General features: G+C 70.8%; 21 protein-coding genes and 1 tRNA gene. 13 read left to right on the top strand and 9 right to left on the bottom strand.

The window, feature by feature from the left end; all coding sequences use genetic code 11:
* Positions 1 to 5 precede the first annotated feature (5 nt).
* Positions 6 to 713 carry a single-stranded DNA-binding protein gene (ssb, locus tag IEY73_RS20670; RefSeq protein ID WP_189080913.1) on the bottom strand — a complete coding sequence of 236 codons (708 nt, stop codon included), beginning with the start codon at positions 711 to 713 and terminating at the stop codon, positions 6 to 8.
* A gap of 232 nt (positions 714 to 945) precedes the next feature.
* Here ssb and IEY73_RS20665 point away from each other — a divergent pair, with 232 nt between their 5' ends.
* The 8 genes from IEY73_RS20665 to IEY73_RS20630 all read left to right on the top strand — a co-directional run bounded on the left by IEY73_RS20665 (position 946) and on the right by IEY73_RS20630 (position 7636).
* Positions 946 to 1965 carry an alpha/beta hydrolase gene (locus tag IEY73_RS20665; protein ID WP_189080912.1) on the top strand — a complete coding sequence of 340 codons (1020 nt, stop codon included), beginning with the start codon at positions 946 to 948 and terminating at the stop codon, positions 1963 to 1965.
* Positions 1966 to 1988: 23 nt separating this feature from the next.
* A tRNA-Arg gene (locus tag IEY73_RS20660) sits at positions 1989 to 2061 on the top strand.
* 84 nt (positions 2062 to 2145) lie between these two features.
* The gene (locus IEY73_RS20655) at positions 2146 to 2289 is read left to right on the top strand and encodes a hypothetical protein (protein ID WP_189080911.1); all 144 of its coding nucleotides are present in this window, start codon (positions 2146 to 2148) and stop codon (positions 2287 to 2289) included.
* Positions 2290 to 2630: 341 nt separating this feature from the next.
* Entirely contained in the window at positions 2631 to 3500 is an 870-nt protein-coding gene (locus tag IEY73_RS20650) for an AraC family transcriptional regulator (RefSeq protein WP_189080910.1), read from the top strand.
* An 86-nt stretch (positions 3501 to 3586) separates the two neighbouring features.
* Positions 3587 to 4699, top strand: a complete 1113-nt coding sequence (gene alr, locus IEY73_RS20645) for an alanine racemase (protein ID WP_189080909.1) — start codon at positions 3587 to 3589, stop codon at positions 4697 to 4699.
* The gene (locus IEY73_RS20640) at positions 4696 to 5640 is read left to right on the top strand and encodes a D-alanine--D-alanine ligase family protein (protein WP_189080908.1); all 945 of its coding nucleotides are present in this window, start codon (positions 4696 to 4698) and stop codon (positions 5638 to 5640) included. The genes alr and IEY73_RS20640 overlap by 4 nt, the downstream gene beginning before the upstream one ends.
* An 89-nt stretch (positions 5641 to 5729) precedes the next feature.
* Entirely contained in the window at positions 5730 to 6977 is a 1248-nt protein-coding gene (locus IEY73_RS20635; RefSeq protein ID WP_189080907.1) for a sensor histidine kinase, read from the top strand.
* Positions 6974 to 7636 (top strand): response regulator, encoded by a 663-nt coding sequence (locus IEY73_RS20630; RefSeq protein WP_189080906.1) that lies wholly within the window; start codon positions 6974 to 6976, stop codon positions 7634 to 7636. Before IEY73_RS20635 ends, IEY73_RS20630 begins: the two co-directional genes overlap by 4 nt.
* Positions 7637 to 7733: 97 nt before the next feature.
* On the opposite strand, the gene IEY73_RS20625 is transcribed toward IEY73_RS20630, so the two are convergent.
* The 4 genes from IEY73_RS20625 to IEY73_RS20610 all read right to left on the bottom strand — a co-directional run bounded on the left by IEY73_RS20625 (position 7734) and on the right by IEY73_RS20610 (position 11938).
* Complete coding sequence (locus tag IEY73_RS20625; RefSeq protein ID WP_189080905.1) at positions 7734 to 8129, bottom strand: type II toxin-antitoxin system VapC family toxin; 396 nt, start codon at positions 8127 to 8129, stop codon at positions 7734 to 7736.
* Entirely contained in the window at positions 8126 to 8419 is a 294-nt protein-coding gene (locus IEY73_RS20620) for a hypothetical protein (RefSeq protein ID WP_189080904.1), read from the bottom strand. The genes IEY73_RS20625 and IEY73_RS20620 overlap by 4 nt, the downstream gene beginning before the upstream one ends.
* Positions 8420 to 8522: 103 nt before the next feature.
* The gene (locus IEY73_RS20615; RefSeq protein ID WP_189080903.1) at positions 8523 to 11102 is read right to left on the bottom strand and encodes a GDSL-type esterase/lipase family protein; all 2580 of its coding nucleotides are present in this window, start codon (positions 11100 to 11102) and stop codon (positions 8523 to 8525) included.
* A 152-nt stretch (positions 11103 to 11254) separates the two neighbouring features.
* Positions 11255 to 11938 (bottom strand): SDR family NAD(P)-dependent oxidoreductase, encoded by a 684-nt coding sequence (locus tag IEY73_RS20610; protein WP_189080902.1) that lies wholly within the window; start codon positions 11936 to 11938, stop codon positions 11255 to 11257.
* Positions 11939 to 12041: 103 nt separating this feature from the next.
* On the opposite strand from IEY73_RS20610, the gene IEY73_RS20605 reads away from it, so the two are divergent.
* Positions 12042 to 12890: a helix-turn-helix transcriptional regulator gene (locus IEY73_RS20605; protein WP_373292828.1), complete on the top strand. Its 849-nt coding sequence runs from the start codon at positions 12042 to 12044 to the stop codon at positions 12888 to 12890.
* Here IEY73_RS20605 and IEY73_RS20600 read toward each other — a convergent pair.
* A complete protein-coding gene (locus IEY73_RS20600; RefSeq protein WP_189080901.1) occupies positions 12887 to 13558 on the bottom strand; it encodes a winged helix-turn-helix transcriptional regulator in 672 nt (223 codons plus the stop codon). The genes IEY73_RS20605 and IEY73_RS20600 overlap by 4 nt on opposite strands.
* Positions 13559 to 13673: 115 nt before the next feature.
* Here IEY73_RS20600 and IEY73_RS20595 point away from each other — a divergent pair, with 115 nt between their 5' ends.
* Positions 13674 to 14522, top strand: coding sequence for a class I SAM-dependent methyltransferase (locus IEY73_RS20595; RefSeq protein ID WP_189080900.1), 849 nt, complete (start codon positions 13674 to 13676; stop codon positions 14520 to 14522).
* On the opposite strand, the gene IEY73_RS20590 is transcribed toward IEY73_RS20595, so the two are convergent.
* Positions 14444 to 15805, bottom strand: coding sequence for an O-antigen ligase family protein (locus tag IEY73_RS20590; protein WP_229716004.1), 1362 nt, complete (start codon positions 15803 to 15805; stop codon positions 14444 to 14446). The genes IEY73_RS20595 and IEY73_RS20590 overlap by 79 nt on opposite strands.
* Positions 15806 to 15892: 87 nt before the next feature.
* Here IEY73_RS20590 and IEY73_RS20585 point away from each other — a divergent pair, with 87 nt between their 5' ends.
* Together IEY73_RS20585 and serA are read left to right on the top strand one after the other, a co-directional pair.
* The gene (locus IEY73_RS20585; RefSeq protein WP_189080899.1) at positions 15893 to 16810 is read left to right on the top strand and encodes a phosphotransferase family protein; all 918 of its coding nucleotides are present in this window, start codon (positions 15893 to 15895) and stop codon (positions 16808 to 16810) included.
* A gap of 122 nt (positions 16811 to 16932) precedes the next feature.
* Positions 16933 to 18147: a phosphoglycerate dehydrogenase gene (serA, locus tag IEY73_RS20580; protein WP_189080898.1), complete on the top strand. Its 1215-nt coding sequence runs from the start codon at positions 16933 to 16935 to the stop codon at positions 18145 to 18147.
* Positions 18148 to 18169: 22 nt separating this feature from the next.
* Here serA and IEY73_RS20575 read toward each other — a convergent pair whose 3' ends face one another.
* A complete protein-coding gene (locus IEY73_RS20575) occupies positions 18170 to 19567 on the bottom strand; it encodes a hypothetical protein (RefSeq protein WP_189080897.1) in 1398 nt (465 codons plus the stop codon).
* A gap of 176 nt (positions 19568 to 19743) precedes the next feature.
* Positions 19744 to 20385, bottom strand: coding sequence for a response regulator (locus IEY73_RS20570; RefSeq protein WP_189080896.1), 642 nt, complete (start codon positions 20383 to 20385; stop codon positions 19744 to 19746).
* Positions 20386 to 20716: 331 nt separating this feature from the next.
* On the opposite strand from IEY73_RS20570, the gene IEY73_RS20565 reads away from it, so the two are divergent.
* A complete protein-coding gene (locus IEY73_RS20565; protein ID WP_189080955.1) occupies positions 20717 to 21331 on the top strand; it encodes a class I SAM-dependent methyltransferase in 615 nt (204 codons plus the stop codon).
* Position 21332: the final 1 nt, after the last annotated feature.

The raw sequence follows: 21332 nt of genomic DNA, 5'->3' as shown, positions 1-21332 counted from the left end.
ATGGGTCAGGCGGGCACCGGCTCCCGCCGGGTGCGGCGGCTGCGACGGCCCGGCCCGGCCGGCCGGTCCGCGGGCCGGTCGTCGGGCTGACCGGCGGGTTCATCGGCGGTCTGCGCCTCGACCTGCGCGGGATTCTGCTCGTCGGCCGGGTCCGGGTGCAGCGGCTCCACCGAGATCTCGATGCCGGATTCCTCATCCTCCTCGTCGACCGGCGCGGTAAGCACCGGTTCCTCGCCGTCCGGCACGCCGTCGCCGTACGCCACCGGAACGTCCTCGTCGCTCACCTGCGCGGCGGCCTCGCCGCGCACCAGGCCGTCGGTCTGCTCGTCCTCCACCGCGCTTGTCGGCTGCGCCGCTCGCCGATAGAACCGGCCCTTGCCCCGGGCCAGGTCGTGCCCCACGGCGACCGCCTCCATCTCGTAGGACACCCGCGGGTTGCCGTCCGCGTCACTCCAGTCACGGGTGTAGAGGCGACCGGAGACGATCACCGGGTCGCCCACCGTCAGCGAGGCGCCCACGCCCTCGGCGAGCCGCCGCCAGCAGGTGACGCGCACCCGCAGGCTGTTGCCGTCGATCCAGCGCCCGCTCTCCCGGTCGATGCGCCGGGCGGTCGAGGCGACCCGGAAATTGGCGACCAGGGTGCCGCTGCCGGTGCGCCGCCACTCGGGCGCGGTCAGCACATTCCCGATGATCACGATGTTGGTGTCGAACACTGCGTCTCCTCACGTCGGTGCCGTGCGCCGGTACCCGCATGCCCGGGAAGCGGCGCGTCTGTGCGCAGCAGCGTGCCCGGCCCGCTTGCGGCGTGCCCGGTTTTCCGGCGTGGCCTGTGGACGAGCGCCCGCTGGGGACGACGGCGCGGACCGCCGCCGGAATGTGCTAGCGGGGCAGCGGACCTGGCGAACTGCGGTGGCGAACGGCGCGCTCGTGAGTAATCTGACTTCCGTGGAGACGGACGTCCTGGGGCCGCCCTACGAGCGGCACACCATCGATCTCGGCAGCGACGACGAGGGCCCGGTGATCGCCACGTTGGTGCGCCGCCGCGCCGACCGGCCGGCACGCCGTGCGGTGCTCTACGTCCACGGCTTCGTGGACTACTTCTTCCAGACGCACCTCGCCGACTTCTTCGTCGAGCGCGGCTGGGACTTCTACGCCATCGACCTGCGCAAGTACGGGCGCAGCCTGCTGCCGCATCAGACGCCCAACTTCGCCCGCAGCCTGTCCGACTACTTCCCCGAGCTGGACGAGGCCGCGCGGATCATCCGCGAGCAGGACGGCCACGAGCAGATGCTGGTGGCCGGGCACTCCACCGGTGGGTTGATCACCGCGCTCTGGTCACACGCCCGCAGCACCAACGGCTGGGTCGACGGCCTGTTCCTGAACAGCCCCTTCTTCGACTTCAACACCTCGTGGCTGGTGCGCCGGCCGCTGATGTCGGTCGTCGTCGGCATGAACTCGCGCAACCCGTACCGGCAGATCCCGGCCGCGACGCTCGGGCTGTACGGCGAAAGCCTGCACAGCGACCACCGCGGCGAATGGACGTACGACCTGGCGTGGAAGCCGATCCTCGGATTCCCCGTCACCGCGGGGTGGTTGCACGCCATCCGGCGCGGTCAGGCCCGGCTGCGGCGCGGGCTCGCGATCAAGGCGCCGGCCCTCGTCGCATGCTCGGCGCGGACCTTCCACGGCAAGGAATGGACCGAGGACGTACGGGTGACCGACGCGGTGCTCGACGTGGACCACATCGTGCGGTGGGCGCCGATGCTGGGCCGTCACGTGACGATCGCCCGGTTCGACGGCGGCCTCCACGACCTCACGCTGTCCGGCAAGGACGTCCGCGCCGACGTGTTCCGTGAGCTCGGACAATGGATGGACGCCTACGTGCCGCCGCCCGGAACGCCGGAGACGCCGGTACCGACCGCGCCGGAAGACGACGCGGACGACAAGTCCCGGACGACCGCCTAGGATGTGCTGGCTAGCACCCCTAGGCGCTCGTAGCTCAGCGGATAGAGCAGTGGACTTCTAATCCACCGGTCGCAGGTTCGAATCCTGCCGGGCGCGCTCGGCAAAACTCCAGCTCAATCCCCATTTCGAGCAGCGCACCGCCGCATGTGGCTGACGGCGTCACCGACGAGCGGGATGCCGATGTCCCTGGTCAGCCGCGGCATCACCCTCGCGGCCGGTACATACGGCTGGTACACGTACGTCTCCCCGTCCGCGATCGGCACGTGCGACAACTACACGGGACACCTCCTGGCCGGGACCTACACGTGGACGGACCGGCTCTGACCCGGGAGCTACCAGAACGGGTACCACCGACACGACAGCTACCTGTCCGAGGAGACCGGCGGCTGGTCATACAAGATCAGCCGCTACTTCCGGCTGCCCGGCGACGGCCACTACACCTGGGGCAGCGCCCTCGACCCGCACTTCTCAAGATCTTCGGAGGCTTGCCCGGCAGGTTCGAGGTGGGCTGAAGCGCCGGACCGCAGGTCAGCGATTCTCGGTCAGGTTGACCATGTGGCGAACGGATCGACGGCGCGGGCACCGGGGCCCGGATCGAATCGGACCGCGATGATCGGGCGGGAACCTCGCGCCGGCCGCCAGAGTGGATGTCGAAGGGAGGCCCCGTGATCGCGGCACTCAACCGGCTTGTCGGCCTCGTGGAGGAGCACCTCTGTGCGGAGATGGACGTCGACGGGTGGGCCGGCGCGCTCGGCACGACCGAGTATCACCTGCGCCGGATGTTCTCGTCGTTGGCCGGCATGCCCCTCTCGGAGTACGTGCGCCGCCGCCGCATGACCGTTGCCGCCGCCGACGTCGTCAGCGGTCGCGACGATCTGCTCAGCATCGCGGTGCGGTACGGGTACGGCTCGACCGAGGCGTTCGGGCGTGCGTTCCGGGCCGTGCACGGCGCCGGCCCCGGCGAGGTACGTCGCGACGGTGGCCCCCTGCGCGCACAACCACAGCTCAGGTTCCGCCTGACCGTCGAAGGGACGATCCCCATGGACACCCGCATCGTCGACCACCCGCCGTTCCGGCTCGTCGGACACGCAGCCCGCGTTCCGCTGATCCATCAAGGCGTCAACCCGCACATTCAGCGGCACATCGCCGCGCTGCCGCACGAGGAACATCTCCGGCTGAAGGCCCTGGGCAACACCGAGCCGGCCGGTCTGCTCGCGGTCAGCGACGACCTCGACCCCGATCGCACCGAAGGCAGCGAGTTGACGTACCTGCACGGGGTTGCCGTCACCGGCGAGGCACCGACGCCGGACGGGCTCGACACCATCGAGGTGCCGACCGGCTCGTGGGTGGTCTTCCGCACCTCGGGGCCTTATCCCGAGACCCTGCAGCAGACCTGGGCGGCGACCGCGACGCAGTGGTTCCCCTCCAACCGGTGGCGGCTGCGGCCGGGCCCGGAGATCGTCGCGGTGCTCGACCGCGCCGCCGACTTCAGCACCGCGACCACCGAGCTGTGGCTACCGGTCGAAGCGATGTGACGGCGTCGTCCGGGACCGCCTGGAGTACCGATCATCGGTACCTCAGGCGGAGGCGCCCACATCGCCACGGCGACCACAGTGATGGCATGACCAACCTGCTGGCGCTGCGACCGCGGCCAACCCTCCGGGTCGACCTGGGCGCGGTCACCGCCAACGTTCGTACCATCAGATCCCGTACGGCCGGAGAGCTGATGGCCGTGGTCAAGGCCGACGGTTTCGGCCATGGTCAGGTCGATGTCGCGCGGGCCGCCCTCGCCGGTGGTGCGACCCGCTTGGGTGTCACCAGCCTCGACGAGGCCCGGCCGCTGCGCGAGTCGGGCCTGACCGAGCGGATCCTGAGCTGGCTCAACCCGCCCGGCGCCGACTTCGCCGCGGCCGTGCGGCTGGGCATCGAGTTGGGCGTGCCCGGGCGCGATCATCTGGACGCGATCGCCCGCACCGCTCCCGGAGCCCGCATCCATCTGCATCTGGACACCGGCATGGGCCGCGACGGCGCGGAACCCGCCGGGTGGGAACTGTTGTGCCGCGCGGCGCGGGAGGCCGAACGGCACGGCCGGGTTCGCGTCGTCGGGATCATGGGCCATCTGCCCTGCGCGGACCGGCCCGGCCATGCCGCCAACGCGCGGGGCCGGGACCGGTTCGTCTGGGGCCTGCGGGTGGCCCGCGCGGCGGGTCTGCGCCCGGCCGACCATCACCTCGCCGCGACGGCCGCCACGCTCAGCGATCCGGCGTCGCACCACACCATGAGCCGCATCGGCGCGGGCTTGGTAGGCATCGACGAGTCCGGCACGGTGCGGCTGCGGCCCGCCCTGACCCTGACCGCGCCCCTGGTCACCATCCGCAGCGTGGCGGCCGGCACGGCGGTGGGTTACGGGCACACGTGGACGGCCCGGCGCGCGACCCGGCTGGGTCTGCTCCCGGTCGGCTACGCCGATGGCCTTCCCCGGTTGGCCTCCGGCCGTGCCGAGGTCTGGGCAGCCGGCATGCGTCGTCCGGTGGCGGGCCGGATCTCCATGGACATGACCGTGGTCGATCTGAGCGCGGATGCCGCCGTTTCCGTCGGCGATCCCGTCACCGTCTTCGGTCCGGGCGACCACGGCGAACCCACCACGGCGGAATGGGCGCGGTGGGCGGAAACCCTCGAACACGAAATCGTCACCGGCCTCAGCGCCCGGCTGCACCGAAGGAACGCCGCATGACCGTCACCCGCGTCGCCGTGATCGGCGGCGGCCGCAACTGCGAACACGACGTCTCCCTGGCCTCGGCGACGGCCGTCGCCGACGCCCTGGAGCGGGCGGGCCATCAGGCCGTACGCCTGACCATCGATCCCGCCGGCGCGTGGCGCGACCGCGCGGGTGACCCGATCGGTCTCGCCGCGGCGGTCGGCGCGCTGGGTTCCTGCGCGGTGGCCTTCCCGGTGCTGCACGGTCCGCACGGTGAGGACGGCACCCTGGCGGCGCTGTGCGACCTGGCCGGCGTGCCGTGCGTGGGGTCGCCGCTGGGCGCCGGCGCGCTGGCGATGGACAAGTGGGTGACCAAACTCGTCGCCGGGGCGCTCGGCATCGCCACCGCGCCCGGCCGTCTGCTCACCCGCACCGACACGTACACCTTCACCCACCCGGTCGTGGTCAAGCCGGTCGCCGCCGGATCCAGCCGCGGTGTCACCCTGGTACGCCACGCCGCTCGTCTCGGCCCGGCCCTGGACGCCGCGTTCGGGTACGACGATCGGGTCCTCGTCGAGGACCTGGTGACCGGGCGGGAGATCGACGTGGCGGTGCTCGGCCGGCCGGACGGGTCGCGGGTCGTGGCGCCGGCGCTGGAGATCGTGGTGCCCGCGGACGCGATCTTCGACCATGCCGCGAAGTACAGCGGCGAACCCGACTTCCGCGTACCGGCTGCGCTGGACGACGCGGCCCGCGACCGGCTCGCCGAGGCGGCCGTGCGCATGTACGACGCGTTGGGCTGCGCCGGGGTCGCCCGCGTCGACTTCTTCCTCACCGCTCGGGGGCCGGTCCTCAACGAGGTCAACACGATGCCCGGTCTCACCGCGCAGTCGCAGGTGCCTCGGATGTTCGCGGCGAGCGGCATGCCCTTCGAGGCTCTGCTGGACCTGCTGGTGCGCGATGCGGTGCCGTCCTGACCTCGGCCCGGTGGCCGTCACCCGCGCGGCACGCGTGACGGGGGGTGCTTTCCTGCGAGGAGACGACCCCTACTCACCTGGATGATCCGATGAGCGAAACCAGTTGGCGCCCCTGGCTGCCCGAGGCGATCGCGGTGCTCATGGTGCTCGTGGTCGGCGTCACCGAGGCCGTCCTGCTGTCGGCGGTGGCGGGAAGCCTCGCCTTCGGCCTGACCCAGGTGCCGCAGGTGCTGGTCGTCGCGGGCGCGGTGGGATTGTGCCGCCGGGCTCCCGGCGCGGCACTCGCCGGGGTCTGGGGGCTGGGCCTGCTCCACGTGATGACCGGCGCCCCGATCATGCTGACCGAGTTCGCGTTGACCGCCGTGTTCTTCGGCGGTGCGCGGTGGGGACGACCGCCGACCGTGCTGACGAGCGCTCTCTCGGTGCCGCTGGCGGTCGTCGTCGCGTACGTGCTGAGCGGCAGCAGCACGGCCGGCCTGCTCCTGGGTGGTTCGCCGCTGGGCGGTATCCTCCGCCAGGACCCGGCCCTGCTGCTGGTCCTGTCGCTCATCGCGTTGCTGGTCGTCGCCGCGCCCTGGCCGGCGGGTCTGGTGATGCGCTTCCTCGTCCGGGCGCGGAACTCGCGGGCCGCGATGCTGGTGGCGGAGGATGTCGCCGCCGGTGCCCGGCGCGAGACCGAGCACGCCCGGGAAGTCGCGGACCTGCGCGATCAGCAGACACGCCTGGCACGTGACGTGCACGACGTCGTCGGCCATTCGCTCGCGGTGATCCTGGCGCAGGCCGAGTCGGGGCAGTACCTCGACGACGACGCGAAGCTGAAGAAGACCCTGCAGACCATCGCGACCTCGGCGCGTTCCTCCCTGCAGGACGTACGCCAGGTGCTGTCCTCGACCCGGGAGTCGACGGTGGACGACGGTGACACCGGTGAGCTCGACGAGCTCATCGCGGGCGTGCGCGACAGCGGCCACGAGATCATCGCCACCGATCGGGGGACCGGTTGCGAATTGTCGCCGCAGAGCCGGGCGGTGGCCTATCGGGTTCTCCAGGAGATGCTCACCAATGCCATCAAGCACGGTCGTCGCGACCGGCCCATCACGGCCGAACGGCACTGGCCGTCGGCGCACCAGCCCGGCGACGCCGACGTCCTGCGCATCGAGGTGACCAACATGACCGAGACGTTCGGTCGCGGGCAGGCCGGCACCGGGCGCGGCGTGGACGGCATGCGGCGCCGCCTCGCATCGATCGGCGGCCACCTGGACGTACGACGCCGCGCGGAACCCGCCGGCACCAGCTTCCGGGTGACCGCCGTCGTGCCGGTGCGGGGCGGCGCGCGATGAGCGACGAGATCACCGTGCTGCTCGTCGACGATCAGGAGCTCTTCCGCGAGGGCGTCCGTGTCATCGTCGACGCGCAGGACGGCATGCGCGTGGTCGGCGCCGTCGGCGACGGGGTGGAGGCGGTCCGCCTGGTTGAGGAACTGCGGCCGGACGTTGTGCTGATGGACGTCCGGATGCCGCAGATGGACGGCGTCGAGGCGTCCCGGCAGATCCTCGCACCCGAACGGGTCGCCCGGCGCGCCAAGCCGGTCCGGGTGATCGTGCTGACCACGTTCAACCTCGATGACCGGGCCGCCACCGCGATCCGCCACGGCGCCAGCGGCTTCCTCCTCAAGGACACCACGCCGCTGATGCTGCGCGATGCGATCCGCGCCGTGCACGGCGGCAACGCCGTACTCGCCCCGCAGGACCTGGCCACCCTGCTGGACCGGCAGTTCCCCGCCCCGGCGACGCCACCGGCGGCCTTCCTCGGGCTCACCGACAAGGAACGTGAGGTGTTCACCGCCGTGTCCCGCGGTCTGTCCAACGCGGAGATCGCCGGCACCGTCTACGCCAGCGAGTCGACGGTCAAGACCCATGTCGGCGCCATCCTGCGCAAGCTGGCACTCCGCGACCGGGTCCAGATCGTCGTGTTCGCGCACGAACACGGCCTGGTCTAGTGTCCCCGGTTTCGCTTGCCCGGCCGCCGCCGCTCGGGGATCTGCGGCCACGGCACTGCACACTTGCGGTCCCGCGGGGCCGTCGGCCTGCTCGGCGCTAGGCGATGAGCTCAACGCGGCAGAATGCCGTCGAGGCTCGAGCCAGCCTGGCGTCCGCCGTCACCAGGGTGAGACCACGCCGCTCCGCCAACGCCACATATGCGGCATCGTAGGCGCTGATGTTCGCCTTCATCTGCCACATGCGCGGAAGGAGTTCATCGACCTGGACGGTCTCGACACCCAAGCGCGGCAGGCGGGCCACCGCTCGGGAAGCCTGTTCGTCGGTGAGCTTCCCGCCGAGTGCAAGCCCTCGCATCACCGAGAACACCTCGACTTTCCAGTGTTCCGGTGCCGTCCATTCCGGATCGCGCCCCATCGCGGCGCGGGCCTTCCGTCCGCGGTCATCGGTGTAGACCAGCATGCTCGCGACGGCGGAGGCATCCACCACGATCACGCGACGCCTCGGCCGTGCCGCGGAGAAGGCCCCGAGTCGGGCAGGCCGCGCTCGGCTCGCGCGCTCGCAAGGAAGTCGGATGCATCCGGGGCGTCCTCGTCGGCTCCCCCGGAGCCATCGAGTTCCCGAATGACCTCGGCGAGAATCTGTCGGTTACGACCGAATCCCGCCTGACGGCCGAGGACCGTCAAGAGAAAGCCTTGCAGCGATTGGCCGCGTTCGCGCGCCTGGTCGGCTAGGAGGTCGCGGACCTCCTCCGGTACGTCGCGGACCGTGAGTGTCACCGTCATGCATTCATGATGCATGCATAATGAATGCATGGTCAAGCCGGCCTCGAATCTCGCCCCTCCCGGCGCGCCTGGTCACCCCCGGACTCGCCGCGCGGCGACGGGTTCACTGGTTGCCACCGCGGTTGAGCCAGGCCCGGATCGCACCCCCCTTATAGACCACCAGGTAGTCGGCCTTGCCGTCGCCGCTGATGTCGTGGAACTGCACATACTCCCGCGGGTAGTCGGAGGCGTACGCGAAATTGAGGTGCGGCGTGAAGCCTCCCGCGTCGAGGCCGCCGTTGTTGAAATAGGCGTGCACCGACCCGTCCGAACCGACCGTGAGGTAGTCCGCCGCGCCATCGCCGTTGACGTCGCCGAAGCGCAGCGAGGTGAGGGTTCCGCCCTGCGCGCCGGGCGCCCAGTTCTTCTTCATGCGCCACGTGGGCAACGTGAACGGATCGTCGTTGGGCACGTTGAAGTACGCGTGCACGTTGCCCTCGTCGCCGACCTGCAGCAGGTCGGCGCACCCGTCGCCGTCGATGTCCGCGAACCGGATGTGGCCGCGCTTGATCTCCGCTTCGTCGAACAGGATCCCCCACTTGACGAAGTTCAGCGCGCCGTCGGTGCCGGGTAGGTTGAGGAACGCCGAGCTCTTGCCGGTGGGCGTCACGTTGATGAGGTCGGCACGACCGTCGCCGTTGAGGTCGGCGAACCGGAACCCGTCGGAGGGCACCTCGGCGTCCGGATCGACCGGGACCTGACTGATCCCGTACGGCTTGTACGTGCCGACGTCGACGAAGTGCGGCTGACCCGGGGTGTCGCTGCGCTGGTTGAGCAGCACCCGGAACGAGCCTTCGCGGTGCACCTTGATGTAGTCGTCCCGGTGATCCCCGTCGACGTCGGCCAACTCCACCCGCCCGGGGTCGGAGGTGCCGGGCGCGATGACGCCGAGTTTGCGCCATCCGGGACCGAGCGCGGTCGCGCCGGGGTCACAGTCCGGCGAGGTGGAGCGCACCGGATCGGGGTCGGTGATCCAGTCCTTGAGCGCGGTGAGCGTGTCGTCGAAGTTGCCGGCCATCTTGTCGTATCCGGCATCCGTCGGATGCGCGTCGTCCTGCAGGCCGTCGGACTGCCAGACGTCCTCCTGCGACACCATCATCACGTGCTTGCCGGCTTGGCGCAGGCCGCGAACGGCGTCGTTGACCGCGAAGTTGATCTCGTCGATGCGCGGCTGCAGGCCGGCTTTGCCGGTCGTGATCACCTGCGAGACGAGGACCACGGCGTGCGGGGAGTCGGCGAGGATCTTCTCGATCACCGACGTGACCCGGTCCGCGGCGGTGGAGATCTGATAATTCTGGTTGGCGTCGTTCGTACCGATGTGCAACGTCACGACGTTGGGTTGATACTGCGGCACCGTGCAGGCGGCGACCTCCGCGACCTGGTCGATCCGCCAGCCGGGGTGGCCTTCGTTGTCGTTGTCGGACATCGAGCCGCCCTGTTCCGAACCGACGAAGTCCACCGTCGCGCCGGCCCGGTCCAACAGGTCGTGCAGCCGGTCCCGGTATCCGTTGCCGTCCGAGCTCTGCACGCCGAAGGTGATGGAGTCGCCCAGCGGCATGAGCCGGATCCGCTTCCCGGCCAGCGGCGCCGCGACCGCGCGCTTGAGTTCGCCGTCGTAGTGCTTGCAGTTGAGCTCTTCCGGCTCGTAGAGCAGACCTTCGTATCCGGCCTCGCCCGGATACCCGCCCCAGCCCAGTTCGAAGTACTCGGGTGGGCCGCCGTGGGAGAGGTGCGCGGTGATGGTCGGCCGGGCGGCGATGTTCTCCCGGTACGAGGGTGGCATGTTCGTCGTCCGCGACGCGCGGTCCTCCTGATACAGCGTGTAGGTCACCGACGAGCTCGTCGAGCTGACGCCCCAGTACTGCCCGGTGTAGGCGCCCTGGATCGGCGTGGCGTCCACGGTGGAGAAGGCACCCGTCGACGTCGGTGACGACCAGGTGGAGGCGCGCGGGAAACCCGCGGCTTCCAGCAGCGGACAGAGCCGCTCCGCTTGCATCTGCGCCCGCGCCAGCCACACCTGGTCCTCGGTGTATCCGGGACGGTGCCAGATCAGGGATTCGCCCATGGTGAGCACGTTGATCTGGAAGATGGCCACGGTGTCGGGGTTCTCGTTGATGATCCGGGGCTGTTCCTGGGTGTCCCAGATGTTGTTGGGCCGCCGCCAGTCGCTGGTCACCACGAAGACGATCCCACTGGCGTGCAGCGCCAACGAGCGTGAGGCATAGGTCCAGATCTCGACGATGCGATCCCGGTCCGCCTGGCTCAGTTGGGCGTCCGGCGCCGGGAAGTCGGGCATCGCGAAGCCGTGCGCCTCGATGGCGGACTCCAGGGTGATCCCGCCCCGGTCGTGCGCGATCTCGCCGGCCGGGACTTCCACCGACGTGCCGTTCTCGCCGCCCGTCCGCCCGGTCCAGAAGTACGCCCCGTTGCGCGGCGTGCTCAGCGCCCCGTCGAGTTGTGCGTGCGTGGGCAGGCAGTCCGGCCAGTCGGTGTCTCCGGGATTGCACCGGCGGATGGCCGCGTCGGCCGTCCCGGTGACGGCGACGGCCACGAACCCGCCGCTGAACATCAACAGCGTCGCGAGCAGCCCGATGAGCAAGCGACGGGGCGAGGGACGGGGCGAGGGACGGCGTTGCGACCGCACGACAGGACTCCGTTCACCGGCACGATGGCCGGATCCCGTCACCGACCGCCCCGCACACGCCGACGGCGCGTGCGGGCGGAAGCGACCCTAAGCGGCTAATTCGTATTATCGCAATATTTTGAGAAGGATTTAATTTACCTGGCTGAATATCGTTACCAGCCGAGTTCGCCGGCGTCCTCCTGGAACGTGCCGGTAGGGCCATCGATGCCGATGGAGGCCGCACGAACGATCGTCTGGGCGCTGACCCGCACCGGGCGGCCGCGACTGTTGTCCGCCCCGCCCAGCTCGGTGTCGGTGTATCCCGGCTCGACCGCGTTGAACTTGACCTCCGGCACAGCTCGCGCGTACTGCACGGTGAGCATGGAGACGGCCGCCTTGCTCGCGCCGTAGACGATCGCCGAGACACTGGACGCGGGCCGGGACGGATCGTGATTGGCCGCGAACGAGCCGAGCGCGCTGGACACGTTGACGACCACGGGGTTCGCGGATTTCCGCAGCACCGGGAGCGCCGCCTCGGTGACGCGGACGATACCGACCGCGTTGGTGTCGAACACCTCCAGCGCATCCGGGCCGCTGCGGGCGAGCATGGCGATGCCGGCGTTGTTGATCAGCACGTCGAGTCCGCCGTCGGCCGCGATCTGGTCGAGGGCTGCGGCCACCGAGGCGTCATCGGTGACGTCCAACCGGACAAACCGCGCACCGAGTTCGTCCGCGGCGGCCCGGCCGCGGGCCTCACCGCGCGCCCCGACGTAGACGACGTGACCGGCCGCGACGAGCTGACGGGCGGTTTCCTTACCGAGGCCCCGGTTGGCCCCGGTGATGAGTGTGGTTGTCATGCCCCTGAGCCTCGCGGGCCGCCGCGGGCACAGCCAGCCGCCCCGTTTTCGTGGGAACGCCGGGGCCAGGACAACGGCGTCACCGAGCGCGCAGACTGACAGCGTGGAGTCGTCATGGGAGTTCGGCCGGATGCTGCGCCGCTGGCGGGACCGGGTGGTGCCGGAGACGGTCGGCGTGCCGGTGGGCCGGCGCCGCCGGGTCGCCGGGCTGCGCCGCGAAGAGCTCGCCGGGCTCGCCGGCATCTCGGCGGACTACCTGACCCGGCTGGAACAGGGCCGGGCGACCGCACCCTCGACGCAGGTCGTCGAGGCGCTCGTCCGTGCCCTGCGCCTGTCCGACCCCGAGCGCGAGCTCCTGTTCCGGCTGGCCGGGCACGCCGCTCCCGGACTCGATGTGGTCCCGTCCCGGATCACGTCGAGCGTGCAACGCCTGCTCGACCGGCTGGCGAACACGCCTGTCGCGGTGTACGACGCCACCTGGACGCTTCTCACGGCCAACGCGCCCTACGACGCGCTCATGGGCGACACCTCGAACTTGCGCGGCATCGAACGCAACGCGGTCTGGCGCAACCTGGCCGGTCCCGGCACCCGCGCCGTGCACACCGCGGAGGAACGCGCCGATTTCGAAACGCGGTTGGTGGCCGACCTGCGCCTGACCGCCGCCCGCTACCCCGCCGACCGGGCCCTCAAGCGGTTGGTCAGCGACTTGTCCGCGGCGAGTCCACGCTTCGTGGAACTCTGGAAGTCCGGCTGTCCCGAGCCGCGCCCGGAACAGTCCCGGCACAAGACCATCGCCCATCCCGCGGTCGGCCACATCACCCTGGACTGCGACACCCTCGTCGTCGCCGCCGACGATCTGCGCATCATGGTCTACACCGCGGAGCCGGGCACCGAGGATGCCGAGCGGTTGGCGCTGGCCGTCGTCCTCGGCACCCAGACGCTGGTCGACTAGGTTGCGCGGCGCGGCACTGCGGCGTACCCGGACTGGCGGATCCAGCCGGGCATCGCCCGGCGAAGCTCGGCCGGACCGTGCAGCGTCACCGCGCCGGAGCGCAACGCGCCCGCCCACGACGAGTCACCACGGAAGATCTCCACCATCCGGCGCAGGGTGGACTCCACGGTGACCGACACGTCGAAACCCGGGTCGGCGTCGCAGACGTCGGCATCCGAGCGGGTCAGCACCAGCCACCAGCGGTGCCGGTGCGGCGGGCGGACGTCGGTGAAGCAGAACTCCACCACCGTGCGGCCGGCCGGCAACTCCTCGTGCTCGACATGCTCGTACAGGTGCCACATGAGCAACTTCGGGTTCAGATCCTGATCCCCGAGGTGGCCGATCCACCGGATGCCCCAGGCACCGAGCGCGGTGACCACCGGGCTCAGCTCCTGGCCCGCCTCGGTCAGGTGGTACTCGTCCGCATCGCGCGCCACCACCCCGGCCGTGGAGAGCTGGTGCAGCCGCTTGGACAGCAGCGTGGGCGACATCCGCGGCAGCCCGCGCCGCAACTCGTTGAACCGCCGTGGCCCGTGCGTCAGCTCGTTGACCACGAGCATGGTCCATCGCTCATCGAGCAGTTCCATGGCCTTCGCCACCGGACAGAACGAGTGATACGACGCTCCCATGGTCCTCACCGTAGGTGCATGATCCCCGACAGGTACACATCGTGTACTGGCCGCGGACCGCTCGGCCCCCTAGCTTCGGACGAACCGACGATGCCCACCTCAGGAGGCCGTAGCGATGACCACCACGCCGTCCAGCGACACCGATGCCGACCGGGCCCTGAAGGCTCGCCACCGGGCCATGTGGGCGCTCGGCGACTACCCGGCGGTGGCCGCGGACCTGATCCCCGAGCTAGGTGCCGCACTTGTCGACGCGGTGCGCGTGGTGGACGGCGACGACGTGCTCGATGTGGCGGCGGGCTCCGGCAACGCCGCGATCCCGGCCGCGCTGGCCGGCGGACGCGTCGTCGCCAGCGACCTGTGCCCGGATCTGCTGGACGCCGGGCAGGCGCGGGCGGCGGAGCGCGGCGCGGTCCTGGACTGGCAGGTCGGCGACGCGGAGGCGCTGCCGTTCCCGGACGGCCGCTTCGACGTGGTGCTGTCCTGCGTGGGCGTCATGTTCGCGCCGCGCCACCGGTGCTGCGCCGACGAGATGGTGCGGGTGACTCGTCCCGGCGGCCGGATCGGACTGGTCAACTGGACACCCGAGGGGTTCATCGGCGAGATGTTCGCCGCCATGAAGCCGTACGCCCCCGCCCCGCCGCCCGGCGCGCAGCCGCCGCCGCTGTGGGGCAGGCCGGACCACGTGCGGACGCTCTTCGGCGACCGGATCACGGACGTCCGGGAACGCCGCGGCGCGGTCCGCATCGGCTCTTTCGGTACGGCCGAGGCGTTCCGCGACTACTTCAAGGCGAACTACGGGCCTACCATCGCGGCGTACCGCAACGTCGCCGGCGACCCGGAGAAGGTCGCCGCGCTGGACCACGATCTCGCCGCCCTGGCCCGCCGTTACGACCTGGGCGGCGGCGCGATGGATTGGGAGTACTTGATGCTCACCGCCGCACGCGCGGATGCCCGCGCCCGCTGAGGCGGCGGGCGAACCGGCGATGCCGGCGTGGTGGCATCCGGCGGAGGCGGCCGGCGCACCGGGCCGTCGAGCGCGGCCATCCCCAGTCCGATCGCGAAGAACATCACCGACAGGTTGATGTCGGTGAAGCCGTAGAAGGGCGTCACCACCAGGGCGATCACCGGCACCGTGCTGAGCCACTTGCCGGGCGAGGTCACCGCGGCGGCCATGCGCCGGGCGACCACCACCCAGAACGCCAGGAACAGCAGCAGCGCCGGGATGCCGTGGCTGTACATCACCAGCCACATCTGCCCCTGTGTGCCCAGGGGTTCGGCGCCGCTCGTGGTGTCGACCAGCCGCGGGCCGCCGTACCCGAGGATCGGCGAATGTCCCACCGCGCCGAGGGTCTGCAGATAGAGATCGGCCCGGTCGGTGGTGCTGTCGGTGTTGTCCACGCGGTTGGCGATCAGATCCTCGACCGGCACCACCAGGGTCGCGACCCAGGCCAGCACCGCCACGCCGACGATCGAACCGATCAGCCGGACGTCGCCGCGCATCAGCGCCCGCAGGCCCAGATAGACCAGCCCGGCCCCGAGCCCGATGAACATCCCGCGGTTGAGCGTCAGGAAGGCCGGGATCAGCGACAACGGCAGGGAGATCAGCAGCAGGACGCGCATGCCGCCGGTGCGGATCGAGGTCAGGTACGCGATCACGCACGGCACCAGGACCGCGAAGCCGGTCCCCCAATTGTTCGTGTACGGATAAGGCGCCGCGGTCCGAAAGAACTGGTTGCGTCCCAGCGGGTTGAACTCGGTGGCGTGCACGTGCACCATCGCCTGCACCCCGCGGTCGGCCGTGATCGAGTGCGGCAGCAGCATCTCCACCGGCGTGGTGAGGGTGAACTTCTGGGCAAACACCCCGATCCACCCCAGGGCGACCATGGACAGCCAGAACAGGCACAGTGGACGGAAGACGCGATCCCAGGACGCGCCCGCGCGGAGCGCGTTGTAGACGTACAGATAAACCAGCAGCGCGCTGAGCATGAAGCCGAGGCGCAGCAGGAACATCGGCAGTCCGGTCACCCGGTCCAGCCGGGTCACGCTGACCAGGACCACGGCGGCCATCACCATCCAGGTGGTGGATCCACTGGGCATTTCGATCTTGCCGCGGGCGAACAGCACGACGGCGAGGATCAGCGCGAACAACGGCCAGAAAAGGTAAAGGCCGCCGGTTGCCCACCAGAACGGCACGAGCCCGAACATGACATAGAGCGGCCACATCGGGATCTCATGTGACCGGCGCATGACTGGCAGTTTAGGCGGTGGCTCGCCGACCCGGCGGGTGGCGGAAATCCGGTTGGCGGCGCCCACCGGCCTTGTCACGATCGACGGGTGATTGCCGCCACCGGGGTCCGGATTAGCTGGACCGATCTGCCGCCGACGCTGCGCGCCGCGATCGAGCACAAGCTCGGCGCGCCGGTGTCCGCGGTGACGCCGCAGGCCGGCGGATTCTCGCCGGGCACCGCCGACCGGATCCGCACCGCCACCGGTGACCGCGCCTTCGTCAAGGCGGTCGGCACCGGGATCAATCCCCGGTCCGTGGAGCTGGCCCGCGCCGAGGCGCGCAACACGGCCCGGCTGCCGGCGGGGCTGCCCGCCCCGCGGTTGCTCGCCACCGTCGAGGTGACCGACTCCGGCGACAACTGGATCGCGCTGATCATGGAGGACGTCGACGGGCGTCACCCGCGCACGCCCTGGCAACCGGCCGAGTTGCGCGCCGCCGCGACCACGCTCGACCGGTTCGCCGCCGAGCCGGCCCTGGCCGGCCTGCCGTCGGCGGCCGACACTCTGGGCGCCGATCTGGTCGGCTGGGAGAGCCTCGCCGCGGACCCGCCCGCCGACCTGGATCCGTGGGCGGGCGCCCGGTTGCCGCAACTCTGCGCGACGGCCGAGCGCGCGCGGCGGTCACTCGCCGGCGACACGCTCTGCCACTGCGACGTGCGCGCGGACAACATGCTCATCCGGCCGGACGGTTCGCTGGTCGTGGTGGACTGGCCATGGGCCGCCGCCGGACCGCCGTGGCTGGACCGGGCCCTGCTCGCGGTGAACGTCCTCGCGCACGGCGGCGACCCCGGTGACGTCCTCGCGGGCGTGGACCGCGACGTGGTCCGGGACCTCTTCGCGGCGCTGGCGGGCTTCTTCCTGCACATGGCCCGGCAGCCCGGCCCGCCCGGATTGCCCACCCTTCGGGCCTTCCAGCGGGCGCAGGCTGAGGCGCTGCTGCCGTGGCTGCGGGCGCAGGCGGGCTGACCAGCGCGGGACGCGTGCCCCGGCCGTGCCGCAGAGTGGGAGGCCGACCACACCGGTCCCGGTCCCGGCCGGGCGCCGGACTAGGGTGGAAAAGTTTCCACACCCGATCAGAACGGATAGCGATGATCGACCAAGCCGAGGTCAAGGTCCTGCTGCTGGAGAGCATTCACCCCGACGCCGTGGCGCGTTTCGAGTCCGAGGGCTTCCGGGTCGAGTCCGTCTCCACCGCGTTGGACGAGGTCGAGCTGATCGACCGCATCCGGGACGTGCACCTGCTCGGCATCCGTTCCAAGTCCAAGATCACGCCAAAGGTGTTGGACGCCGCGGACAAGCTGGTCGCCATCGGCGCGTTCTGCATCGGCACCGACCAGATCGACCTGGGCGCCGCCAGCGAGCGCGGCATCGCCGTCTTCAACGCGCCGTTCTCCAACACCCGGTCGGTGGTGGAGCTCGCCATCTCCGAGATCATCGCGATGACTCGCCGGCTGACCGAGAAGAACGCCCTGATGCACCAGGGCGTGTGGGACAAGTCGGCGGAGGGCGCGCACGAGATCCGCGGCCGACGGCTGGGCATCGTCGGTTACGGCAACATCGGCACGCAGTTGTCGGTGCTCGCCGAGAACCTCGGCATGCACGTGTCGTTCTACGACACCGCGGACAAGCTCGCGCTGAGCAACGCGCACCGCTGCGCCAGCCTGGAGGAGCTGCTGGAGACCAGCGACGTGGTGACCCTGCACGTCGACGGGCGACCGGGCAATGCGGGCTTCTTCGGCGCCGATCAGTTCGCCCGGATGCGGCCGGGCAGCCTGTTCCTCAACCTCTCCCGCGGCATCGTGGTCGACCACGCGGCGCTGCGTGACGCGCTGGTCGACGGCCGTCTCGCCGGCGCCGCCGTGGACGTCTTCCCCAAGGAACCGAAGGGCCGCGGCGATGAGTTCGTCTCCGAGCTTCGCGGTTTGCCGAACGTCGTGCTCACCCCGCACATCGGGGGTTCGACCGAGGAGGCGCAGTCGGACATCGGCGACTTCGTGGCGAACAAGCTGGCGCACTTCGTCCAGGAGGGCAACACGACGCTGAGCGTGAACATGCCCGGCGTGGCCCTGCCGGAGCAGCCGGGCATGAGCCGGGTCGTCCACGTGCACACGAACATGCCCGGCGTGCTGGCTCAGGTGAACAGCATCCTGGCCGAGCACCGGGTCAACGTCGAAGGCCAGTTGCTCAGCACCCGCGGCGAGTACGGCTACCTGATCACCGACATCAGCGGCGGGTACAGCGCAGCGGTGCTGGACCAGTTGCGCGCCATGCCGCAGACGGTGCGCCTGCGCGTGCTGTCCTAGGCCGTGGTGGGTGCGCGGCCGGTTAGCTGGACCGGCTGCGCACCGACAAGCGCGTGATGCGGGCCCCCGCGTCCACATCGAACCTATTCTGCACCTTCCAGCTCTTCGGGGTCAGCGTCGATCCGGGCGGCACGTCACGCAGAGTGCGGGCGCCTGCGACCACGGTCTGAGCGCCGCCACCGATCCGGACGCGTACCGGGACCCCGTCGGGCGAGACCAGCGACAGCTCGTCCAGCGCGCCGGCCACCCGCACCGGTACGGTCCCGTCCGGTGGCGGCAGCACCACTTCGAAACGGCGTCCGCCGCCGGTGACGTCGATCGAGCGGATCTGGCCGCTGGACAGGTCGACGGTCTGCTCCCGCGCGCCGCCGCTGAACCGCAGCGTCCACGTCACCTTGCTGGACAGCAGCACCTGCACCCGCCCCGATGCGCCGTCGCCGTCCGGTGCCAGCCGCAACTGCACCTGGTCGCGGACCAGCACCGGATCCGGTGTGGACCCGGAGCCGGCGGGTGAGGAGATCCGGTAGAGCTGCTCCCCCAGATCGGCGGTCCGGACCCGGACGTCGGTGGTGGCGGCAACCAGCTCGAACCCGGCATGCGTCCGGCCGTCGAGGGCCGCCGTGGCCGCGCCGTCGCCGCCGGCCATGCCGAGGGTGAGTACCGACGCCAGGCTGCGGTCGTCGCCGGAGAAGTACGTGAATCCCACGACCGAGCCGCCGAGCAACACCGCGGTCAGCAGCACCGCCACTGCCGCGGTGGTCAGCCGAGATCGCCGCGGTGCCGGGCCGGTGCCGGACGGGCTCGTCTCCGTGGCCCCGTCGTCATGGCGGGTGGCCCGGTGCGCCCGGACCTGGTGACCGGTCCCGGCCCACGGATCGTGCGGGGCCGGCCAGGCGGCCACGGCATCGTCCGAGACGTCGGCATCGGTGAAACGCGCGCCGCCGATCGGTTCGGCGGTGAACCCATAGGAGACGCGCCCGAACACGCCGGGCGCACCGGGCTCCGGTTCGGGAGCCGCCTGCGCCGGCACCTGCCAGGCATCCGGCTCGCGCGGCCGCCAGGCATCCGGCTCCGGCGGCTGCCATCCGGGCGGCCGTTGCCAGTCGCCAGGCTCCGGGACGAATGCGGCCGGTTCGGTGGCCGGCGACGGCGCGAAGCCGTCCCATGACACGGCCCGGGAGGCCGCGCTTTCCGCGTCGGCCGTCGACGCCGGGAACGCGGGTGACGGATCGTCCTCCTCCGACCAGCGCACCGCGTGCGGGCGGTGGAACGGCGTGACCTCACCGCCGGTATGCCGCCGCTGTGGGTCGTTGTCCCGGTTGGCCCAGTGAGCGCCCGAGGTGGGCGGCAGGTCGGCCACGGCCAGGTCGGGCACGGCACCGTCCCCCGGGCCGAAGCCGGGTGGTGTTGAACCTTCCACGCGATGTCCTCCCGATCGCGCCGGCGCCGTCGATCTTGTCCGGGGCGCTCCGGGAGGTGATACGGATTCATCCGCGGAACGGATGAGTGATCGCCTGGATTACTCTGCGTTGTATCCGCTCGTCATGGCGCCCAAGCTCCTCATGGCGCCCAAGCTCCTCATGGCACCCAAGCTTCTCATTGCACGAGGCCGCGCTGGCGGGCAACCGCGACCGCTTCGAGTTGGCTGTGCGCACCGAGCTTGCCAAGCACCGCTTTCACGTGGCCTCGGCAGGTGTGCACGCTGATGCCGAGTCGCCGGGCGATCGCCCGGGGGTCCAGCCCGGCGGCCATCAGCTCCAGCACCTCGTGTTCCCGGGCGGTCAGGCCGCCGGGGCGCGGGCCGACCACCGGCGTGGTGCTCCGCAGGAGGCGGGCGAGGATGTCGGTGGACACCGTCATGCCACCACCGTGAGCGGTGTGCACCGCGTTCAGCACGTCACCGAGCGGACCGTTCTTGGTCAGGAAGCCGGCCGCCCCGGCCGCGGTGGCCCGGCCGACCAGCGTCGCCTCGTTGCTCGCGGTGAGAATCACCACCCGCGTGTCGGGGTACCGGTGCCGCATCAGCTCCGCGATCGCGATGCCGTCCGCATCGGACAGTTCCGGGTCCAGCAGTACGACATCCGGCAGCAGCTCCGCCACCAGCCGTAAAGCTTCCTGTCCGGTCCGCGCGTGCCCGACATATCGCAGGTCAGGCTGGCCGCGCAGGGCCACACCGAGCAGCTCGGCAAAGGTCTGGTGACCATCGACGACAAGCACGGTGATCGCCGCGTCACCCATTCGCCACCTCCCCGTCCGACAGACGTCGAACCCACTACGACAGATGTGGAAGTCTATGTTTCCGCGCCACAATTCCTACCCGTACCAATAGCTTGACAGCGTTCGCGGCGCGGTACCGACTCGGCTGACCGGCTGCCGCGCGGATGAGACCGACCGGCTGAGATACCGGGCTTTTCGGTGGAGGATCCCCCTCACCGGCATCTTCCTCCCGCGTGATATCCGCCCTCATCCGGGTGATGTGCACCGCCGGCCGTCGTTGTGACGCGCATCAAATGGGAAGCGTGCCGCCGTCGGCCGGGACCACAATCGTCCGGTGCAGGAAACCGCGCTGATGCCCGTGCCGCTGACCCCGGAGATCTCACTCCATCTGGCCGGCGAACGGGTCGGGCTGTTCGATGCGGCCGGTGGCGAGTTCCGCAGCTCCGAGCCGCCGCCGTTCTGGGCGTTCGTCTGGGCCGGCGGCCAGGCGCTGGCGCGTTACCTGCTCGATCATCCGGCCGCGGTGGCCGGCCGGGAAGTGCTGGACATCGCCTGCGGGTCCGGGGTCGTGGCGATCGCCGCGGCGCGGGCCGGAGCGAGCCGGGTGCACGCCATCGACATCGACCCGGGAGCGGTGCACGCCACGGAGCGCAACGCCGCAGCCAACGGTGTGGCGGTCGAGGCACGGGTCGCCGACGCCCGCGAGATTCCCGAGCTCGGTGAGGTGGTGCTGGCGGGCGACGTCTTCTACAGCCCGACGGTCGCCCGGCAGATGACCACCGGTCTGCGGAAATGCGCCGCTCGAGGTGCTTCGACATTGATTGGCGACCCCGGTCGCGGGTATCTCCCGGAGAGGCTGTGCCGCCGGGTGGCCGAGTATGAGGTCGCGGTGCCCGCCGCCCTGGAAGAAGCCGAGACACTCATCACAGGGGTATGGACGATGCTTTCACCAACCAACAAGTTGTAGG

This window comes from Mangrovihabitans endophyticus (assembly GCF_014646155.1).
Classification (GTDB): Bacteria; Actinomycetota; Actinomycetes; order Mycobacteriales; family Micromonosporaceae; genus Actinoplanes; species Actinoplanes endophyticus.
This window is presented reverse-complemented; position numbering and strand designations above follow the sequence as displayed.

Bases quoted from the DNA above. Each gene is read 5' to 3' on its own strand.
- IEY73_RS20595 (WP_189080900.1), top strand. From the start codon at position 13,674: ATGACCACCACGCCGTCCAGCGACACCGATGCCGACCGGGCCCTGAAG.
- IEY73_RS20640 (WP_189080908.1), top strand. From the start codon at position 4,696: ATGACCGTCACCCGCGTCGCCGTGATCGGCGGCGGCCGCAACTGCGAA.
- IEY73_RS20565 (WP_189080955.1), top strand. From the start codon at position 20,717: ATGCCCGTGCCGCTGACCCCGGAGATCTCACTCCATCTGGCCGGCGAA.
- IEY73_RS20600 (WP_189080901.1), bottom strand. From the start codon at position 13,558: ATGGGAGCGTCGTATCACTCGTTCTGTCCGGTGGCGAAGGCCATGGAA.
- IEY73_RS20620 (WP_189080904.1), bottom strand. From the start codon at position 8,419: ATGACGGTGACACTCACGGTCCGCGACGTACCGGAGGAGGTCCGCGAC.
- IEY73_RS20655 (WP_189080911.1), top strand. From the start codon at position 2,146: ATGTCCCTGGTCAGCCGCGGCATCACCCTCGCGGCCGGTACATACGGC.
- alr (WP_189080909.1), top strand. From the start codon at position 3,587: ATGACCAACCTGCTGGCGCTGCGACCGCGGCCAACCCTCCGGGTCGAC.
- IEY73_RS20570 (WP_189080896.1), bottom strand. From the start codon at position 20,385: ATGGGTGACGCGGCGATCACCGTGCTTGTCGTCGATGGTCACCAGACC.
- serA (WP_189080898.1), top strand. From the start codon at position 16,933: ATGATCGACCAAGCCGAGGTCAAGGTCCTGCTGCTGGAGAGCATTCAC.
- IEY73_RS20630 (WP_189080906.1), top strand. From the start codon at position 6,974: ATGAGCGACGAGATCACCGTGCTGCTCGTCGACGATCAGGAGCTCTTC.
- IEY73_RS20635 (WP_189080907.1), top strand. From the start codon at position 5,730: ATGAGCGAAACCAGTTGGCGCCCCTGGCTGCCCGAGGCGATCGCGGTG.
- IEY73_RS20610 (WP_189080902.1), bottom strand. From the start codon at position 11,938: ATGACAACCACACTCATCACCGGGGCCAACCGGGGCCTCGGTAAGGAA.
- IEY73_RS20590 (WP_229716004.1), bottom strand. From the start codon at position 15,805: ATGCGCCGGTCACATGAGATCCCGATGTGGCCGCTCTATGTCATGTTC.